This is a genomic window from Kribbella sp. NPDC002412 (genome assembly GCF_053592935.1).
On record NZ_JBSFBL010000034.1, the window covers coordinates 15,353 to 34,010 of the forward strand.

Here is an 18,658-nt window from a genome sequence, read left to right on the forward strand (position 1 = left end):
GTCCTCCCGCGGCCGGGTCGATCGCGAACACGCTTCGAACCCACCCTAGGTGAAAGCACCCGCTGCCCGGCCTTATGAAGCCGGATGCCGGTTCACGGCGAGCGCGGCCGCGCAGGCGCCGCGTACGGCGGCGGTCTGCGGCGCCGGAGCTGTCCGGATCGGTGTGGACAGTCGTTGGGCGATTCGGTAGGTGATGGCCGGGCGCAGCGCGCCGCCGCCAGTGAGGAGTGGACCTCTGTCGAGTGCGTCGGCCAGCTGCGGGCCGCAATCCTGGCGCAGGAGGTCGGTCACCAGGTCGCCGACGGATGCGGCGAGGTCTTCGACTGTGATGCCTCGACCGAAGTCGCTGATGCCGAGTGGGGCTCGACGTGCGTCGATCAGCGAGCCGTTGCTCAGGACTGCTACTTCGGTCAGGTCGGCTCCGAGATCGACGACGAGGAGAGGTTTGACGAGGTCGGCGCGGGCTCCGAGAGCAGCGGCTTTGACAGTCTCGATGGTCAGTACGGCGCCCGGCTGGAGTACGTCGATCGCCGTGAGCGCGGCGCGTCGGTCGGCGTCGGTCGACAGGACTGGCATGGTCGTGATGATGAGCGCCGGGCGATAACCGGGAGCTCCGCGGCTGTTGAGCAGGCGGTCGAGCATGCGTGCCGCGCCGGCAGGATCGACGATGCCTCCTCGGCGTACGGGGGAGTCGAGTTCGGTGGGTGTGATCGTGGGTGCGTCCAGGACCAGGCCGCGGCCGGGTATCCAGGCCCGGGTCTGCGCGCTACCGAGGTCGAGCGCGAGGCACCGGCGGCTGGACGGGCCGCGATGGCGTCGCGCTCGTCCGAGCTGCGGAAGCGCGGTCATGTTTCCTCTCCTGATCTGGTATGCCAGACACTCTGGGAATGATCACCATGACCGAAGCCCGCACCGGAGACCATCGGGGCTGACACCCATTTGCCGGACGCACCCGCCGGCGGGCTCGTCAGCGGTCGGGTGCGGTGTCGTAGCGGCGGTAGAGCGGGGCCATGGTGCCGTCGGGATCCAAGGTGCTGAGGATCGAGTCGGCGATCGCGTTGAGTTGGGCGATCTGCTCGGGAGTCAGGGCGTCGATCACGTGCTGCCTGACGGTGGCGACATGGCCTGGTGCGCTTTCGCGTACCTTGTCCCAGCCTTCAGCGGTCAGTCTTGCGTTGGTGGCGCGGGCGTCCTCCGGGCACGGGAAGCGCTCGATCAGGCCGCGGTCCTCGAGTCGTCTGACGACGTGGGACAGCCGGGGGAGAGTGGCGTTCGTCTGCAGCGCCAGGGACGTCATCCGCAGGGTGCGGTCCGGGGCCTCGGACAGCATGGCGAGGACGTAGTACTCGAAGTGTGTCAGTCCGGCGTCCCGGCGCAGTTGCGAATCGAGGACTCCGGGCAGGAGCTCGAGTACGGCGGCCAGCCGCACCCACGCGCTCAGTTGGGTCTTGTTCAGCCATTGCGTGGTCACGGAGACCATCCTCGCACCGATTGGTTGTCGCTACAACTATCTTCTGCTACAGTAATAGTTGTAGCGACAACCAATCGACGATCATCATCAAGGAGAAGTAGTCATGGCACACGTCAGCATCATCGGCACCGGCACCATGGGTCAGGCGATCGCGAGCATCGTCGTCAAGGGCGGCAACACGGTCGAGCTGTTCGGCTCCGCCGACCAGGACCAGCGGATCACCGGGGAGATCGTCGTCCTGGCTGTGCCGTACCCGGCGGTGGCCCGCGTCATCGCCGAGCGCGGGGACCAGCTCGCCGGCAAGATCGTGGTCGACATCACGAACCCGCTGAACTTCGAGACCTTCGACTCGCTCGTCGTACCGGCCGACAGTTCCGCGGCCGCCGAGATCGCGGCGGCGCTGCCCCGGTCACGGGTTCTCAAGGCCTTCAACACCAACTTCGCCGCGACCCTGGCATCGACCGCGGTCGGCGACGTTCCGACGACGGTGTCCATCGCCGGCGACGACGCCGACGCGAAGGCGCTGCTGGCCGGTGTGGTCACCGCGGGCGGTCTGCGCGCCGTCGACGCCGGGCCCCTCAGCCGCGCTCGCGAGCTCGAGGCGCTCGGCTTCCTCCAGCTCACCCTCGCGGTCGGCGAGAAGATCTCCTGGACCGGCGGCTTCGCCCTCGTCTGACCGGCCTCGCGCGGGCAGCAACGTCCTCCTCCTGTGTGGCTGGCGGCCCTGCCGCTTGTCGGGGCACAGTGGAGACGTGGCCTGGACGAGATGGGACGAGCTGAGTCCCAGGACGCGCCGCATCGTCATCACCGCGGGCGCGTTCGACAGTGTGCTGAAGACCGCTGCGCTGGTCGACCTGGCGCGGCGGTCAGCTGCCGAGGTGCGCGGCTCCAAGGTGGGCTGGGCAGTCGCGATCACGATGACCAACTCGGTCGGCATGGTGCCGATCGCCTACTTCGTGTACGGCCGACGCCAACCGTCGATTCGTACCCTCCGGGACCTTCGGCCCTTCAGGAAGTGATCGGGCCAGGGTGGAATGGAGGTTCGGGTACTGCAGGCCGATGGGCACGAAGCAGCGAGCTGAAGGGCGGGTCATGGAGAGTGCAGGGAAGTTCATCCTCGTCGGGGTCGACGGTGGGCCGGAGAGTCAGGTCGCGTTGCGCTGGGCGGTCGACGCGGCGGCTGCGCGCGGCCGGGCCGTGCGGGTGGTGTACGCCTACCTGGACCAGGCCATCGAATGGCCGGCGATCGGTGCCGAGGGCTATGTTCCCGAGGTCCAGGTAGCCCCGTACCAGTCCGCCCTCGACGCCGCGGTCGACTTCGTGCGCGATCGCCTGGGCTACGAGAACGGATCTGGCTGGCTGGCCGGCGACACGGCGGCGAACGCGGTCCTGAAGGAGTCGTCCGACGCGGAGCTGGTCGTGCTCGGCTCGCGAGCGCACAGCAAGCTCGGAGCTGTCTTGCTGGGGTCGACAGCGACGGCGGTGACGGCCAAAGCGCCGTGCCCGGTGGTCGTGGTGCGCGGAGTCACCGCGACCGGTCCGGTGCTGGTCGGCACCGACGGTTCTACCGACTCCGAGGCCGCTCTGCTCTTCGGTTTCGAGGAGGCGGCCCGGTCCGGCAACCCGCTCGAGGTCGTCTACTGCTGGCACCCACTGGCTCGGCAGGAGGCGGCGATCGACGACGCGGAGGGGCTGCTGCGGAACTGGCTGGCCGAGAGCCTGGCGCCGTACCGGGACAAGTTCCCGCGCGTGCGAGTCCGGGCCGAGGTCGTGGCCGGCAAGCCGGCTGCCGTCCTGGCGGAACGCAGCAGCGGCAGTTCGCTGCTCGTGGTCGGCTCACGCGGTCGCGGCGGCGTCACCGGTCTCCTCCTCGGCTCCGTCAGCCAGAGCCTGCTGCGCCACGCGACCTGCCCGATCGCCGTCGTACGCCCGACGAAGGAGCAGGCGGCGTCAGCTGGCTGAAAGTCCCTCGGGTTCGGGTACGACGACCCTGCTCAGCGGCTCGCTCACGGGAGAGAGTCGAAAGTCAGGCGGTGTCGTGCTGAAGGTGGTGAGTCCGGTGGTCGAGCTCTCGGCGGGTGACCGGGACGCGATGCTGCGTGCGGCGGTGGCGGCGCCGTCCATGCACAACACGCAACCCTGGCGGTTCCGGTTCGACGGCTGGACAGTCGAGGTCTTCCGCGATCGGGAGCGCGAGCTTCCGGCGGAGGACCCGGATCGCCGGATGCTGTACGTGTCCCTCGGCGCCGCGATCTTCAACGTGCGGGTGGCGGCGGCTGGACGAGGGTACGGCTCGCAGGTCCAGCACTTGACGGATCAGCGGCGGCCGGACCTGGTGGCGGTGATCGAGCTGGGTGGTCCGCGATCGCACCGGCTCGAACTGCTGGCGCCGTACCTGATCCATCGGCGGACGAATCGCCGGCCGTTCACGGGTCAGCGAGTACCGGCCCAGGTGCGGGCGGAACTCGGACTGAGCGCCCGGGTCGAGGGCGCCGAGTTGCGCTGGCTCGACCGGCCGGACGGCGGCTGGTGGTTGCGAATGGCAACGAACGACGTGGTCGCAACGGATGACCAGGACGAGGCGAAGACGACGGAACGGCGGCGGTGGGTCGGCGGTGACCGCGACGTCGACGGCGTCCCGTCCGGTGCGCTCGGGCCGAAGCCGGCAGGAGGCGTGGCAGTGGTGCGCGAGTTGGCTGCGACCGCGGCGGATGCGACCCGCGACGTCGCCTCCTTCGAGCACGAGCCGCAGTTCGCGGTTCTGACGACCCGGTACGACGGACCGCCCGAATGGCTGCGGGCCGGGCAGGCGCTCGAGCGCGTCCTTCTCGAGGCGACTGCCCATGGCGTGTCGACGTCGTTGCTGAACCAGGTGATCGAGCACGAGGACCTCCGCCGGCAGATCGACGATCCGCTCGGTCCATGGAGCTGTCTGCAGACCGTGATCCGGTTCGGCTACGGCCCGCGGGTGCCCCCGACGCCGCGCCGCCCGCTCGCCGATGTGCTGCTCCCCGGCGACTGAACCGTCGAGCAGGTAAGGGCCGGCCGGGCCAGAACACGTCCAAGGCTGGAGCGCGCCCGCTCGGGTTGGGTGAGCGGGCGCTTCCAGCACTTGGCCGTGGTGGTCAGAGGATGTTGAGGGTGATGGTGCCCGGGGCGAGTCGGTTGGTGGAGACTCGGTCGTTGCCCGTGAGGGTGTTCACGGTGAGCTGGTCTGTGGGTTCGGCGTCAGAGACGGTGACGGCTGCTTTGAGGCCTGAGACCCGGACGGTGCCGGCGGAGCCGGAGAGGCGGATGTGGTCCCTGCCGGGAGTGCCGGTGACGGTGACGGCGTCGACGGCGGAGTCTCCGCCACTGGTGTCGATCTGGGCGCCCAGGTCGATGTCGACCTTCCGGACGTCGGTGCCGCGGAGGTCGTCGACGGTGACGCTGTCCGCGCCGCCGAGGGCGTTGAGCTCGACGCGTTCGACGTTGTCCGTGTTCATCACGATGTTGCCGACGTCGCGGGTGAAGCGCAGGCGGGGGCCGTTGGCGGTCGCGGCGAATCGCTCGGCGGCGGCTGACCCGTTGAAGAGCATGGTGTCGGGGCCGCGGCCACCCTGGATGACGTCGCTGCCGTCGCCCGGGTCCCAGATGAAGGTGTCGGTGCCGTTGCCGAGGAACGCCGTGTCGGCGCCGCGGTTTCCGTCGACGGTGTCGTTGCCGTTACCGGTGCGGAAGAGCTCGTTGCCACTGCCGCCGAACGCGGAGTCGTTGCCGTTGCCGGTGTCGATGACCGTGAACGGCTGCACCTCGGCGCCGTAGTCGATCCGTACGACGTCGTTGCCGCCGCGGCTGTTGACCTGGATCTGGACAAAGTCGCTGCGTTTGACGGTGCGCGTCGTACCGTTGCCGAAGTCGACCTCGAGGACCGACGTGTCGGTGGCCGGCACGCGCAGGGTGAGGTTGTCGGCGTGGTTCGTCCCGGTGACGACCAGTTGTCCGGTGTCGATCACGACGCCGCCCGCGGGCGCCGCGGACGCCGTACCGGCGAAGCTCACGGCAATGCCGGCGGCGACAGCTGCCGCGCTCAGTCCTCGCCGGAGTCGTCTTGTCGTGCTGCTCATGATTGGGCCCCTCCCATTCGTCGCGGCCGCCTCGGTCGACGTGCCGCGCTGTTGGGGCCTACACGGGTGGCATCGCCAACCGGTTCACGGCAATTTCCTGGAAGTTGCCTAGGGCACCTAAGGGGAACCCCGGGCCGAGGTTGAACCGGAGCGGCCCGGGGTCCGTGTACGAGGGTGAGGTCAGGAGGTGGTGTCGTAGACCAGTTTCTGGATGCCGTTGGGGTAGGACTGGCTTTCGACCAGGGTCAGCTTCTGCTTGTCCTTGTCGGTGTCGCTGAACAGGCGCTTGCCGGCGCCGAGCAGGACCGGGAAGACCAGCAGGTGGTAGCGGTCGATCAAGCCGGCGTCGGACAGGTTGCGGTTCAGGGTGGCGCTGCCGTGGATGATGATCGGCCCGCCGTCGGTCTCCTTGAGTGCGGCGACATCGTCGAGTGAGCGCAGGATGGTGATGTCGCCCCAGTTGGACACGAGGTCGGTGTCCTGCAGGGTGGTGGACACGACGTACTTCGGCATCGTGATGTACCGCGGGAAGTCCTCGGTCATGTTCGGCCACACCGGCGAGAACGCCTCGTAGCTGACGCGGCCCATCATCATGGCGGCGGCCTGGTCCTGCTCGCGGCCCTTGAGCTCGTACGCGGACTCGTCGAACGCGATGTCCTTGAACGTCCAGCCGGAGTTGCGGTAGCCGGGCTCTCCGCCCGGCGCCTCGACGACGCCGTCCAGCGAGACGAAGGCAGTGGCGATCAGGGTACGCATCTCATGCTCCTTGGTTCGGTTGGTGTGCGGTCGTCACTGCGTCGATCGAGGACCGCCGGACACTACACAGCTGTCATGAAGGTGTAGTGTGACGCCGGTCACATGCCGGCTTCAGCGACCGAACGCCCAGGCTGCCATCAGGGGGAGTTCTTCTCGCCAGAAAGGGTCGCCGTGGTCGCCGGGGCGTTCGGTGATGACGACGTCGGCGTTGGCGGCTTGGAGGGCCTCGGCCCAGCGGGTTGCGTTCTCCTGGAACCACGGTTCCTCGGTGCCCGCGACCAGGTAGGTGCGCGGCAGCGAGGACTGCATGTCGCCGGGCGGCTGGTAGCCGCCACCGGGGGACGCGCAGAAGATCGCGCCGTAGATGTCGGGATGGCGAAGCCCGGTGGCGAGCGCCAGCTCGCCGCTCGCGGAGACACCGAAGACGGCGGTGCGTTCGGCGGGCAGTGCGACGTCGAAGCGCGTCCGCGTCCACTCGCGGACGTCCTCGACGAAGAACGTCTCGTGCGCCGCGAAGCGCTCCGCGTCGAAGCTCGGCGAGTACTCGTGGATCCGTTGCATCTCGTCGTCCAGCCGGTGTGCGGCGACGAGCATGGTCGGCGGTACGTCGTCCGCCTCGTTGAGGAATTCGCCCCACTGCGAGATCAGTTGACCGTCGCCGGCGAACACGACCGCCTCAGGCGTTTCGGACGGGACGTACGCCGTGACCTGGCGGCCGCCGTCGTACTCGAACGTTTCGGTGACAAGCTCTCCCGCGCTGGATGACATTGTCTGTGGCCCCTCATTCGCCGGATCTTGTAGTGTCACAGTCTGCCGAATCGGCAGGCACGATGTGTGATGCCTGACTGCTTGATGACCGAGGAGTTCTCGACTATGCCAGAAGACATCAGTCCCCTGATCCGGACGGACATTCCGCACTCGGCGCGGATCTGGAACTACTGGATGGGGGGCAAGGACCACTTCGAGGTCGACCGCCTCGCGGGAGACGCCGGAGCGCAGGTCGACCCGGACATCACGACCATGGCTGTGCAGTCCCGGCAGTTCCTCGTTCGGTCCGTGCGCCACCTGGCGTCCGAGGCCGGCATCCGCCAGTTCCTCGACATCGGCACCGGCCTGCCGACGATGCAGAACACCCATGAGGTCGCCCAGAGCGTGGCCGGCGACGCGAAGATCGTCTACGTCGACAACGACCCGATGGTGCTTGCGCACGCCCGCGCCCTGCTGACCAACACCACGCCCGAGGGTGTGACCACGTACGTCGAGTGCGACTACCACGACCCCGAGCAGATCGTCGCCGACGCGAAGAACGTGCTGAACTTCAACCAGCCGATCGGCGTCATGTTCATGGGCGTGCTCGGCCACGCGAAGACGTACGACGACCTGCGCCGCATCGTCTCCACTGTGATGGACGCCGTCCCGTCGGGGAGCTACCTGACGATGTGGGACGGCACGACCGACAGCCAGGCGTACGTGACGCTGTGCGAGAACTACGCCAAGACCGGTGGCGTGCCCTACGTCCCGCGGCCGCGGGAGGAGATCCGCGCGGTCTTCGACGGCCTGGAGATGGTGGAACCCGGCTTCGTGTCGATCACCCAGTGGTGGGCCCACGAGGACGACCGCGAGCTGAGCGAGGCGCGACCGATCTCCGCGTACGGCGCTGTCGCCAAGAAGCCCTAGTCCGAAGCTGCAACACGCTCCCGCTGCGCCACCAGGCGCAACGGGAGCGAGCCCGTGTGAATCGAAGGTCGTCTCAGCGGCCCAGCAGTTTGTCGAGCCAGCTGCCGCCCTGGCGTTCCGACTTCGGGTGCCCGGAACACCACTGGTCGGCGGGGACCATCGCCTTGACCTGGGCGACGTGCCGGCCGCAGCCGGACCAGGTGGTCTTGGCGCAGGTCTTGCAGGTGACGGGTCGGCACATGGTGGTTCCCCTCAGTCGGGTTGGGATGATGATGCTTCCGGTCCGACCAGCGGAAGTCCGGCCGTGGATGCGTTCTGGAACTGGTCGTCGATCGCGACGAGCGCGTGCCCGGCGGCGTCGAGGAACGAAGCCGCGATCGACGCCCGGTAGCCGGCCGCGCAGTGGACCCAGACCTCGCCGGCCGGAACCTCGGCGAGCCGTTGCGGCAGTTCGTGGATCGGGATGTTGACCGCACCCGCGATCCGGGCGGAGTCGTGCTCCTCGGTACGGCGTACGTCCAAGACGGCGACGTCGCGATGGTGCCGGACCTGCTCGAGGTCGGCGAAGGTGGCGGTCGGGAACGACGCCGGCTGATCGAGGCTCCAGCTCTCCGGTCCTCCCGTGGCGTGCGCCGCGGGCCGGTCGATCCCGATCCGGACGAGCTCGCGCTGCGCCTGCGCGACCTGCTCCACCGTCTCGCCCAGGAGGGTCAACGGTGTGCCCCATGCGATCAACCAGCCGAGATAGGTCGAGAACGCGCCGTCGAGGCCGAAGTTCAGCGTGCCCTGGGCGTGCCCGGCGGCGAACGCCGTGCGGTTGCGCAGGTCGACGACCCATTCGCCTGCCTCGATCCGGCGGCGCAGCTCTCGGGCGTCGGCGGGCTTGGGCAGGGACAGGTCGGGCGCGGCAGGACCCGCGCTGTTGGCCGGTGCCATCTGCGCGTAGTACGCCGGCCATGCGCCCAGGCCGTCGAGCAGTTCGCGAACGTAGTCCTCCTCGTCCTGGGTCAGGGCCGGATTGGTGCGCTTCTCCCGGCCGATGGTCGAGTCGGTCGCGTCGGACTGGGTTGCGGAGCAGAACGAGCCGAACCCGTGCGTGGGGTACACCTGGGTCTCGTCGGGCAGCGTCCGGGCGAGCTTGTGGGCGGAGGCGTGCTGATGGCGTACCAGGGCGTCGGTGTGGTCGGCACCCAGCAGGTCGGGCCGGCCGGTTGCGCCGTACAGCAATGAACCGCCGGTGAAGACCGCGATCGGCTCGTCGTCGTCCGTGAGCGCGTAGGACAGGTGCGTGAAAGTGTGGCCCGGAGTGTGGATGGCGCGGAGCCGCATCCGGTCACCGATCCGCACGGTCTCGCCGTCCTGGATCAGGGTGCGGTCGAACGACACGGTGTCGTCGGCGTTGATCAGGTACGACGCTCCCGTGGCCCGCGCCAGCGCGAGCCCGCCGGTGACGTAGTCGTTGTGGAGGTGTGTCTCGAAGACATGGGTCAGGCGTACGCCGTCGGTCCGGAGGAGCTCCAGGATGCGGTCGATGTCGCGCTGCGGATCGATGACGAACGCCACCTGGCCGTCGTGGACGAGATAGCTGCGATCACCGAGGGACGCGGTCTCGACGGTCCGGACCGTCAGGCCACCGCCGGACGGGCGCCGGTCGCGTATGTCGGTGGCCGTGCTGAGGATGCTGGGGTCATTCATCGCGCTCTCACTTCTGGATCCCCGCGGGGTTCGCCATCGACTGTAGCAGATCCCCCCGGGGGGATATAGGATCGAGGTCGACGCCGACTCGGCGCATCCCTGAATCCCGAACGGAAGAGCTTCGATGGACTTCGAACCCGATGAGATCAAACCGATCATCACCCGGATGAAGCGCGCGCACGGGCACCTCGGCAGCGTGATCCGGATGATGGAGGAGGGCGCGGACTGCGAGTCGGTCCTGACCCAGCTGGCCGCTGTGAACAAGGCCCTCTCGCGGGCCGGCTACGCAGTCGTGAGCACTGGACTGCAGCGCTGCCTCACCGACGAGAACAGCGACGTCGACGCGGCGAAGATGGAGAAGCTCTTCCTCGCCCTGGCCTGACCTGCGACGGAACTCGGTACGCGGATTCGCCTCCGAGCACGATCGTCCGCTGGTCATCGATGCGAGACGAGCCTGGGGTGCAGCGATTCGGTGGTGTTGGCGGTGACGACTTGATCGGCGATCTGGGCGTAGCCGGCGAGGACTTCGGTGGGATCGCCGAGACGGTAGTGGGTGCGGAAGACGACGTCCGGGAACTTGTCCGGCCAGCCGTTCAGGGCGGTGGTGACGAGTTGGCGCGCGGGGCGGTACCAGGGGGCGTCGCTGATCGTGTCCCAGGTGCGCGGGTCGGTGGTGGTCGGGATGTGGAGCAGGATGAGCTCCGTGCCGAGTTCCTGGGCTGCTTCGAAACCCTGGCCGATCACGTCGCCTGCGATGGGGGACGCGTCGACGAGGGCGACGACCAGGCCTCTGGACTCGGTGAGCTTCATGTGTCCAGTCGAGCGCGATTCCTGCGCTGATCCCAGGGCCGTAGGTCCGGTGGTGGGCGGCGAAGGTCCCGGCGTCAGCGATCGGGCCAGCCGCGCCGGGGAGTGTGGCTGGTCAGGCGGTCGTCGCGGCTGCGGTAGACGATGTAGGGCCGGGTGAGATAGCCGAGTGGGGCGCTGAACACGTGGACGAGCCGGGTGAACGGCCAGAGGGCGAAGAGGGCCATCGCGACCAGGCCGTGGAGCTGGAAGCCGAGCGGGGCTTCGGCCATCAGGCCGGGGTGCAGGTCGAAGCGGAAGATGCCGCGGAACCAGACCGAGACGCCCTCGCGGTAGTCGTAGTGGCCGAAGATGTTGGCCGCCACCGTGTTGTACAGCCCCAGCAGGATCACGGCGCCGAGGAACACGTACATGAGCTTGTCCATCCGCGTCGTGGCGGAGAACACCGGCCCGACGGTACGCCGCCGGTAGATCAGGATCGTCAACCCGACGACGGTCCCGAAGCCCGCGATCGCCCCGACCGAGACGGCAAGGAAGTGGTAGACCCCCTCGGAGACGCCGACGGCCTCGGTCCACGACTTCGGTACGCCGAGACCCATCACGTGACCGAGGAAGACCGCCAGGATGCCGAAGTGGAACAGCGGGCTGCCCCAGCGCAGCAGCCGGTCCTCGTACAGCTGCGACGACCGCGTCGTCCACCCGAACTTGTCGTACCGGTACCGCCAGACGTGCCCGACCACGAAGACCGTCAGGCAGACGTACGGGAAGACCACCCACAGGAAGTCGCTCATCGGCGGCCTCCGGGGAAGGTTGGCATCGGCAACGGCTGCGTGGCGGGGTCGAAGCCAGGGGTCGCGTACGGCGTGAGCCCGACTTCCTCCTGTGGAGGGCCCGCGGCGGCGAGCCGTGTGACGGCGTCGCGGTCGTCGCCGGCCAGTGCCGGGAGGGTCGCGGTCACGGCCTGTACGGCGCCCAGCCAAGGCGACTCGGCGTCGGTCAGAGCCAGCCGGAGGACCTCCAGACCGGCCCGGTGATCCAGGAGCAGACGCCATCCCAGCCGCTGGTCCACGGTCGCCGCGAACTCCAGCACGACGCACAGATGATCGGGCAGCTCGGACCCGTCCAGCACGAAGCCCGCGCGCAGGTAGGTCTGCTTGAAGCGCAGCAGTGCGACCCCGCGGCGACGGGTGTCTCCGTGGAGGAAGTAGGTGAGGTAGAGGTTGTGTCGCCGCCGGTTGTCGAACGTGTCGACGTACCGCTGCTGGAGTCCAGGCAGGTCGGACGACCCGAGCTCGTGAGCCGTGGCGTGCAATGGATCGCCGACGGCGGGCCGAAGTGCGGCCGCGGCCCGCTCGACAAGGGGGAGCCGGGAGAGGAGGGTCTCGTCCGGATAGTCGAGCAGGAGTGAGGCCGCCTGCCACGCGATGGTGAGCTCCTCCGGGGACAGGTGAGGCTGCCGCGTCATTCGTCCCCCTTCGGTGGGAAGAGACCGTCCGGGCGGCCTTTGCCGTCCCAGTTGAGCAGGTTCACGCGCTCACTCGTCTGGCGGTCCTTCAGCATCTGGAAGTTCTCGACCGCGATCGGTGTCGGTACGCCGGAACCCTCGCCGAACGGACCCGATCCGCCCATCCCCGGGCCACCCTCGTAGTCGAGCGAGCACGCCAGCTCCTCCAGGGCATGCGCCTGCTCGGTGTGCGCAGCTGGGATCACGTAGCGCTCGTCGTACTTGGCCAGCGCGAGCAGCCGGTACATGTCGTACAGATCCTCCTCGCTCATGCTCACTGTCGCCGGGATTCGGGGGTCGGGATCGCGGCCGAGGTTGATGTCGCGCAGGTACGAGCGCATCGCGGCGAGCTTGCGCAGGACGAGATCGACGGGCGCGACGTCGCCGGCGGTGAAGAGTTCGGCGAGATACTCGATCGGGATGCGCAACGCGTCGATCGCCGCGAAGAGGTTCTCCCGTTTCTCCGCGTCCTCGCCGGTCTCGCGGACGACGTCGACGACCGGCGACAGCGGCGGGATGTACCAGACCATCGGCAACGTCCGGTACTCCGGGTGCAGTGGCAGCGCGACGCGGTAGCGGTTGATCAGCGCGTACACCGGCGACCGCTCGGCCGCCTCGATCCAGTCGTTCGGGATCCCGGCCCGCTCGGCTTCCCGCCGTACGGCGGGATCGGCCGGGTCGAGGAAGACGTCGCGCTGAGCTTCGTACAGGCCGTGCTCGTCCGGGGTCGAGGCGGCGGCCAGGACCTTGTCGGCGTCGTACAGCATCAGGCCGATGTAGCGCAGCCGGCCCACACAGGTCTCGGAGCACACCGTCGGCAGCCCGACCTCGACACGCGGGAAGCAGAACGTGCACTTCTCGGCCTTCCCGGTGCGGTGGTTGAAGTAGACCTTCTTGTACGGGCAGCCGGAGATGCACATCCGCCAGCCGCGGCAGCGGTCCTGGTCGACGAGCACGATGCCGTCCTCGGTCCGCTTGTAGATCGCGCCGCTCGGGCAGGACGCCGCGCAGGACGGGTTGAGGCAGTGCTCGCAGATCCGGGGCAGGTAGAACATGAACGTCTGCTCGAACTCGAACCTGACCTTGTCCCCGACCTTCTTCAGGATCGGGTCGTGCGCCGCCGTCGCCGCGGACCCGCCCAGGTCGTCGTCCCAGTTGGCGGACCACGACACCTTCAGGTCGTCGCCGGTGAGCAGCGACTTCGGCCGCGCGACCGGGGTGTGCTGCTGGGCCGGCGCGTCGGTCAGGGTGGCGTAGTCGTAGGTCCAGGGCTCGTAGTAGTCGTGGATGGACGGCATCTTCGGGTTCGAGAAGATCGTCAGCAGCTTCTTCAGCCGACCGCCCGCCTTCAGCGTGAGCCGGCCGCGCCGGTTCAGCGCCCACCCGCCCTTCCAGGTCTCCTGGTCCTCATACGTGCGCGGGTAGCCCTGGCCGGGCCGGGTCTCGACGTTGTTGAACCAGACGTACTCGGTGCCGCTGCGGTTGGTCCAGGCCTGCTTGCAGGTGACCGAGCAGGTGTGGCAGCCGATGCACTTGTCGAGGTTCATCACCATCGCCATCTGCGCCATGACTCGCATCAGTAGGTCACCTCCTGCGAGCGGCGCCGGATCACCGTGACTTCGTCTCTCTGGTTCCCGGTCGGTCCGAGGTAGTTGAAGGCGAAGGACAGCTGGGCGTAGCCGCCGATCAGGTGCGACGGCTTGATCAGCAGCCGGGTCAGCGAGTTGTGGATGCCGCCGCGCTTCTTCGAGGTCTCGGCGATCGGTACGTCGATCAGCCGGTCCTGGGCGTGGTGCATGTAGACCGTGCCTTCGGGCATCCGGTGCGAGACGATCGCGCGGGCCACCACCACACCGTTGCGGTTGACGGCCTCGATCCAGTCGTTGTCGGCGATCCCGACCTTGGCCGCATCCTGGTCGCTGATCCAGATCGTCTGACCGCCGCGGCTCAGCGACAGCATGAACAGGTTGTCCTGGTACTCGGAGTGGATCGACCACTTGTTGTGCGGAGTGAGGTAGCGGACGGTCAGGCCTTGTTCGGTTACCGATCCGATCGCGGGCTCCGCGAACAGCGCGCCCATGTCGAGCGGTGGCCGGTAGACCGGCAGGTTCTCGCCGAGCTCGGCGATCCAGTCGTGGTCGAGGAAGAAGTGCTGCCGGCCGGTCAGCGTGTGCCAGGGCTTGAGCCGTTCGACGTTGATCGTGAACGGCGAGTAGCGCCGGCCACCGGATTCGGAGCCGGACCATTCGGGTGAGGTGATCACCGGGACCGGTGCGGCCTGGGTGTCGGCGAAGCTGATGCGTTTGCCTTCGTGCTCGGCGGCGAGGTCGTGCAGTGGTTTCCCGACTCGGGTCTCGAGCGTCTTGAAGCCCTCGGTGGCGAGGCGGCCGTTCGTCGTACCCGACAGCGCGAGGATCGCTTCACAGGCGTGCACGTCGCGGCGCACCGAAGGCCTTCCCTCGGCGGGTCCGCCGCGGACCGCGCCGTTCTTCGCGCGCAGGTGGTCGATCGACTCCGTCACGTCGTACGTGATGCCCTTGGTCGTTGCCCCGAGCTTGTCGAGCAGCGGCCCGAGCGCAGCCATCTTGGCGGCGACGGCGGGGTAGTCGCGCTCGACCTCGACCAGCTTGGGCATCGTGACCCCCGGAATCGGCTCGCACTCGCCGGCTTTCCAGTCGCGGACGACGCCGTGCGGGGTGGCGAGCTCGTCCGGGGTGTCGTGCAGCAGCGGTACGGCGACGATGTCGCGGCGTACGCCGAGATGGGTCTCGGCCAGTTCGCTGAACTTCTCCGCGATCGTCTGCCAGGCGTCCCAGTCGGTGCGGGTCTGCCAGGGTGGCGCGATCGCCGGGTTGAACGAGTGCACGAACGGGTGCATGTCGGTGGTGTTGAGGTCGTGCTTCTCGTACCACGTTGCCGCAGGCAACACGACGTCGGAGAACAGCGTGGTGCTGGTCTGCCGGAAGTCGAGGCTGAGCAGCAGGTCGAGCTTTCCCCGGGGCGCCTCGTCGTGCCACTTCACGTCCTGTGGACGGACGCCTTCGGTCGCCCGCAACGACGAGCCGGCGCCGAGCAGGTGCTCGAGGAAGTACTCGTTGCCCTTGGCCGAGGACCCGAGGAGGTTGGCCCGCCAGACCGCGAGGACCCGCGGGAAGTTCTCCGGCGCGTCCGGGTCCTCGCAGGCGAACCGGAGGTCACCGGCCGCGAGTTGCTCGACGATGTGGTCGGCGGCGGACCGGCCGGCCGCACGTGCCTGGTCGGCGAGGTCGTGCGGGTTGCGGTTGAAGGTGGGGTACGACGGCATCCAGCCGAGCCGCGCGCTCTGGGCGATCAGGTCCGCGGTGGTCTTCCCGGCGAATCGTCCGGTGGCCGACAGTCCGCCCGCGCCGAACTGGTCGTAGCGGAACTGGTCGGTGTGCAGGTACCAGTACGCCGTCTGGATCATCTGCCGGGGCGGTCGCGACCAGTCCAGGCCGAACGCCAGTTGGGCCCACCCGGTGATCGGCCGGCACTTCTCCTGGCCGACGTAGTGCGCCCAGCCACCGCCGTTCACCCCTTGGCAGCCGGTCAGCGTGGTCAGAGCGAGGAACGCGCGATAGATCGTGTCGGAGTGGAACCAGTGATTCGTCCCGGCGCCCATGACGATCATCGACCGGCCGCGGGAGTCCTCGGCGTTCTGCGCGAACTCACGCGCGATCCGGGCCGCGGCCGCCGCCGGGACACCGGTGATCCCTTCCTGCCAGGCGGGCGTGTACGGGGCGAGGTCGTCGTACGACGCCGGCCACTCGCCGGGCAGGCCCGGCCGGGCCACGCCGTACTGAGCGAGCAGCAGATCGTAGACGGTCGTGACGAGGTGATCGCCGACGTGGCGCACGGGGACACCGCGCACGAGCGGGTCCGCTCCGGCGTCGAAGCGAGGCAGCCGGACGAGCGCGTTCTGCTCGCCGGCCAGCGAGAGCAGCGGATCGACCGATCCCAGGTCGAGGTTCCACAATCCCTGACCGCTCTCGCCGAACCGATGACCGAGCGACCCGTTCGGCACCACGGGCTCACCGGTCGCCGAGTCGACGACGACGGTCTTGAACGCGGCGTTCTCCTCGTCGCCGAAGCCTGCCAGGTCGGCCGCGGTCAGGAACTTGCCGGGCCGGTACTCGCCGTCGCCCGCGGTGTCGAGCCGGACCAGGTACGGCAGATCCGTGTAGGTCTTGGCGTAGCCGGTGAAGTACGGCGTCTCGCGGTCGACGAAGAACTCCTTCAGGATGACGTGGCCCATCGCCATCGCCAGCGCACCGTCGGTGCCAGGTGCCGCCGGCAACCATTCGTCCGCGAACTTCACGTTGTCGGCGTAGTCCGGCGCGACCGCGACGACCTTCTGCCCACGGTAGCGGGCCTCGGCCATCCAGTGCGCGTCCGGAGTCCGGGTGACCGGCAGGTTCGAACCCCACATGATCAGGTACCCGGCGTCCCACCAGTCCCCGGACTCGGGTACGTCGGTCTGGTCGCCGAAGACCTGTGGAGACGCCACCGGGAGATCGGCGTACCAGTCGTAGAACGACAGCATGGCGCCGCCGATGAGCGACGTGAACCGCGCGCCGGACGCGTGCGACACCATCGACATCGCCGGGATCGGGGAGAACCCGGCGATCCGGTCCGGGCCCCACTTCCTGAGCGTGTGCACGTAGGCGGCGGCGACGAGCTCGGTCGCCTCGTCCCAGGTCGCGCGGACGAGTCCGCCTTTGCCGCGGGCGGACTTGTACTGCTCCGCGAGCCGTGGATCGCCGACGATGTGCGCCCAGGCTTCGACCGGATCGCCGTACTCGGACTTCGCCTGGCGGTAGAGCTGCAGCAGGACGCCGCGGACGTACGGGTAGCGGATCCGGGTGGGGGAGTAGGTGTACCAGGAGAAGGCCGCGCCGCGGGGGCAACCGCGGGGCTCGTACTCCGGCTTCTCCGGACCGACCGACGGGTAGTCGGTCTGCTGGGTCTCCCAGGTGATGATGCCGTCCTTGACGTACACCTTCCAGGAGCAGGAGCCGGTGCAGTTGACGCCGTGGGTCGAGCGCACCACCTTGTCGTGGCTCCAACGGTCGCGGTAGAAGTCGTCGGCGTCGCGGCCGCCTGCCTTGTGCAGGGTCCGCAGGTCGTCCGACACCTCACCCCTGGTGAAGTAGCGGCGGGTCCTGACCAGGGCTTCGCTCAGCCCTCCGTCCATTCCGTAGTCGTGATGAGCCCCAGTGCTCATGCGACTCCCTCGGTGGTCGACGTCCGGGTCGGTTGAGCGGTCCTTCTCACGATGGTGAGTGTGAGTAGCAGCGTCAAGGCCGCGGTGACCGACAGCAGCGCCAGCCCGATGCCGTACGACTCGGTCCGGCCGTAGACGTAGCCCATGATCAGCGGCGGCACGAAGCCTCCCAGCCCACCGGCCGCGCCGACCAGACCGGTCACACCGCCGACCCGGGCCGGGTCGGTGACCTTGGCAACCAGTGCGAAGGTCGCGCCGCTGCCGCCGCCGAGCGCGGCGGCCATGGACAAGAAGGCGATGGTACCGACGGGCTCGAGCAGCGGGGTCGTCGCGGCAACCCCCGCCCCGACCACGACCACTCCGTAGCAGGCGGCCAGGACCGGCACCGGGCCGAACTTGTCCGACAGCCATCCACCCATCGGCCGCATCACGACGGCGACCACGACGAACCCGGCCATCCGGTTGGCCGCATCGGCGGCCGACAGGTCGTAGGCAGTCTTCAGGTACGCCGGCAGGTACACCGAGAAGGCGACATACCCGCCGAACGCGACGGCGTACAGAATGCATGCCTGCCAGCTGATCGGGAGCTTCGCGTTCGCCACCAGCCGGCTGACCAACGACCCCGTCGCCGGCTTCCGGCCGGGCGCGTCCCTGAGCACGAGCCACGCGAGTACGGCGTAGACAGCCAGTGCCGCGGCCGTGATCAGGAACGGTGCCCGGTGGCCGAGGTTGCTGTACAGCGTCACGGTGGTCAGCGCGCTGATCGCCGTACCGCCCATTCCGGCGCCGAAGATGCCGACGGCGAGCCCGCGGCGCTCAGGCGGGAACCATCCGTTCACGAACGGGACGCCGACCGCGAACGCCGTACCGCTGATCCCGAGGAAGAACCCGCCGACCAGGAGCGCCACGTACGACTCCAGCGCGAAGAACCCGATGAACAGGATCGGCACGATCGTCGCCGCCGAGACCAGCGGGAACATCAGCCGCCCGCCGAACCGGTCGGTGAGCGCCCCGACCGGGATCCGGCCGAGCGCGCCGACCAGCACCGGTACGGCGACCAGCAACGCGACATCGGACTCCGACAACTGCCCGAGCGTGCCCTCGCTCCGGAACAACGGCCCGAGCGGACTCAGCAACGCCCAGGCCCAGAAATTGAGTGCGAAGCCGGCGGTTGCGACCGCCAGCATCACCCAGGCCGACGCAGTCCGGCCCCCGGTCTTCAGCACCGTCTCCGCTCCGGCCTGATTCATCCCCGATCCTCCCGGTTTGCGCGCCCGACCTTTCGATCGTGCTCCTCGCACCCGCTCGGGTCCAGGACCAACGGTCCCGGCCGACCGGGCCGAAGGACCCTGCGGCAGCGTTGCCGGTGCCGTGCGCGAGGCACCGCCGCGGCAGGGGCG

Annotated in this window: 19 protein-coding genes; 6 read left to right on the forward strand and 13 right to left on the reverse strand. The window is 68.7% G+C overall.

The window, feature by feature from the left end:
- Positions 1–72 precede the first annotated feature (72 nt).
- Together ACWCOV_RS25435 and ACWCOV_RS25440 are read right to left on the reverse strand one after the other, a co-directional pair.
- On the reverse strand, positions 73–849 hold the full coding sequence (locus ACWCOV_RS25435; RefSeq protein WP_449831804.1) for a rod shape-determining protein: 777 nt from the start codon (positions 847–849) through the stop codon (positions 73–75).
- 118 nt (positions 850–967) lie between these two features.
- A complete protein-coding gene (locus ACWCOV_RS25440) occupies positions 968–1,480 on the reverse strand; it encodes a MarR family winged helix-turn-helix transcriptional regulator (RefSeq protein ID WP_449831805.1) in 513 nt (170 codons plus the stop codon).
- Positions 1,481–1,574: 94 nt separating this feature from the next.
- Here ACWCOV_RS25440 and ACWCOV_RS25445 point away from each other — a divergent pair, with 94 nt between their 5' ends.
- From ACWCOV_RS25445 to ACWCOV_RS25460, 4 genes are all read left to right on the forward strand, one after another.
- Positions 1,575–2,147 (forward strand): NADPH-dependent F420 reductase, encoded by a 573-nt coding sequence (locus tag ACWCOV_RS25445; protein WP_449831806.1) that lies wholly within the window; start codon positions 1,575–1,577, stop codon positions 2,145–2,147.
- A gap of 76 nt (positions 2,148–2,223) precedes the next feature.
- A complete protein-coding gene (locus ACWCOV_RS25450; protein ID WP_449831807.1) occupies positions 2,224–2,490 on the forward strand; it encodes a DUF5652 family protein in 267 nt (88 codons plus the stop codon).
- A gap of 73 nt (positions 2,491–2,563) precedes the next feature.
- The gene (locus ACWCOV_RS25455) at positions 2,564–3,433 is read left to right on the forward strand and encodes a universal stress protein (protein ID WP_449831808.1); all 870 of its coding nucleotides are present in this window, start codon (positions 2,564–2,566) and stop codon (positions 3,431–3,433) included.
- A 76-nt stretch (positions 3,434–3,509) separates the two neighbouring features.
- A complete protein-coding gene (locus ACWCOV_RS25460; protein WP_449831809.1) occupies positions 3,510–4,493 on the forward strand; it encodes an Acg family FMN-binding oxidoreductase in 984 nt (327 codons plus the stop codon).
- A gap of 103 nt (positions 4,494–4,596) precedes the next feature.
- Here the strand turns inward: ACWCOV_RS25460 and ACWCOV_RS25465 are convergent, their stop codons facing one another.
- The 3 genes from ACWCOV_RS25465 to ACWCOV_RS25475 form a co-directional block, all read right to left on the reverse strand.
- On the reverse strand, positions 4,597–5,577 hold the full coding sequence (locus ACWCOV_RS25465; protein WP_449831810.1) for a calcium-binding protein: 981 nt from the start codon (positions 5,575–5,577) through the stop codon (positions 4,597–4,599).
- Positions 5,578–5,757: 180 nt separating this feature from the next.
- Positions 5,758–6,333 (reverse strand): dihydrofolate reductase family protein, encoded by a 576-nt coding sequence (locus ACWCOV_RS25470; RefSeq protein ID WP_449831811.1) that lies wholly within the window; start codon positions 6,331–6,333, stop codon positions 5,758–5,760.
- A gap of 111 nt (positions 6,334–6,444) precedes the next feature.
- Complete coding sequence (locus tag ACWCOV_RS25475) at positions 6,445–7,101, reverse strand: alpha/beta hydrolase (protein ID WP_449831812.1); 657 nt, start codon at positions 7,099–7,101, stop codon at positions 6,445–6,447.
- 105 nt (positions 7,102–7,206) lie between these two features.
- Here ACWCOV_RS25475 and ACWCOV_RS25480 point away from each other — a divergent pair, with 105 nt between their 5' ends.
- Positions 7,207–8,010 (forward strand): SAM-dependent methyltransferase, encoded by an 804-nt coding sequence (locus ACWCOV_RS25480; protein WP_449831813.1) that lies wholly within the window; start codon positions 7,207–7,209, stop codon positions 8,008–8,010.
- A 73-nt stretch (positions 8,011–8,083) separates the two neighbouring features.
- Here ACWCOV_RS25480 and ACWCOV_RS25485 read toward each other — a convergent pair whose 3' ends face one another.
- Positions 8,084–8,251 (reverse strand): hypothetical protein, encoded by a 168-nt coding sequence (locus ACWCOV_RS25485; RefSeq protein WP_449831814.1) that lies wholly within the window; start codon positions 8,249–8,251, stop codon positions 8,084–8,086.
- Positions 8,252–8,262: 11 nt separating this feature from the next.
- Positions 8,263–9,705, reverse strand: a complete 1,443-nt coding sequence (locus ACWCOV_RS25490; RefSeq protein ID WP_449831815.1) for an MBL fold metallo-hydrolase — start codon at positions 9,703–9,705, stop codon at positions 8,263–8,265.
- 124 nt (positions 9,706–9,829) lie between these two features.
- Here ACWCOV_RS25490 and ACWCOV_RS25495 point away from each other — a divergent pair, with 124 nt between their 5' ends.
- Positions 9,830–10,087 (forward strand): metal-sensitive transcriptional regulator, encoded by a 258-nt coding sequence (locus ACWCOV_RS25495; RefSeq protein WP_360526892.1) that lies wholly within the window; start codon positions 9,830–9,832, stop codon positions 10,085–10,087.
- A gap of 53 nt (positions 10,088–10,140) precedes the next feature.
- Here the strand turns inward: ACWCOV_RS25495 and ACWCOV_RS25500 are convergent, their stop codons facing one another.
- The 6 genes from ACWCOV_RS25500 to ACWCOV_RS25525 all read right to left on the reverse strand — a co-directional run bounded on the left by ACWCOV_RS25500 (position 10,141) and on the right by ACWCOV_RS25525 (position 18,508).
- A complete protein-coding gene (locus ACWCOV_RS25500) occupies positions 10,141–10,515 on the reverse strand; it encodes a universal stress protein (RefSeq protein WP_449831816.1) in 375 nt (124 codons plus the stop codon).
- Positions 10,516–10,589: 74 nt separating this feature from the next.
- A complete protein-coding gene (narI, locus tag ACWCOV_RS25505; RefSeq protein ID WP_449831817.1) occupies positions 10,590–11,303 on the reverse strand; it encodes a respiratory nitrate reductase subunit gamma in 714 nt (237 codons plus the stop codon).
- A complete protein-coding gene (gene narJ / locus ACWCOV_RS25510; protein ID WP_449831818.1) occupies positions 11,300–11,977 on the reverse strand; it encodes a nitrate reductase molybdenum cofactor assembly chaperone in 678 nt (225 codons plus the stop codon). Before narJ ends, narI begins: the two co-directional genes overlap by 4 nt.
- Entirely contained in the window at positions 11,974–13,593 is a 1,620-nt protein-coding gene (gene narH, locus ACWCOV_RS25515; protein WP_449831819.1) for a nitrate reductase subunit beta, read from the reverse strand. The genes narJ and narH overlap by 4 nt, the downstream gene beginning before the upstream one ends.
- Entirely contained in the window at positions 13,593–17,258 is a 3,666-nt protein-coding gene (locus ACWCOV_RS25520; protein WP_449831820.1) for a nitrate reductase subunit alpha, read from the reverse strand. Before ACWCOV_RS25520 ends, narH begins: the two co-directional genes overlap by 1 nt.
- On the reverse strand, positions 17,255–18,508 hold the full coding sequence (locus ACWCOV_RS25525) for an MFS transporter (protein WP_449831821.1): 1,254 nt from the start codon (positions 18,506–18,508) through the stop codon (positions 17,255–17,257). The genes ACWCOV_RS25520 and ACWCOV_RS25525 overlap by 4 nt, the downstream gene beginning before the upstream one ends.
- Positions 18,509–18,658 lie beyond the last annotated feature (150 nt).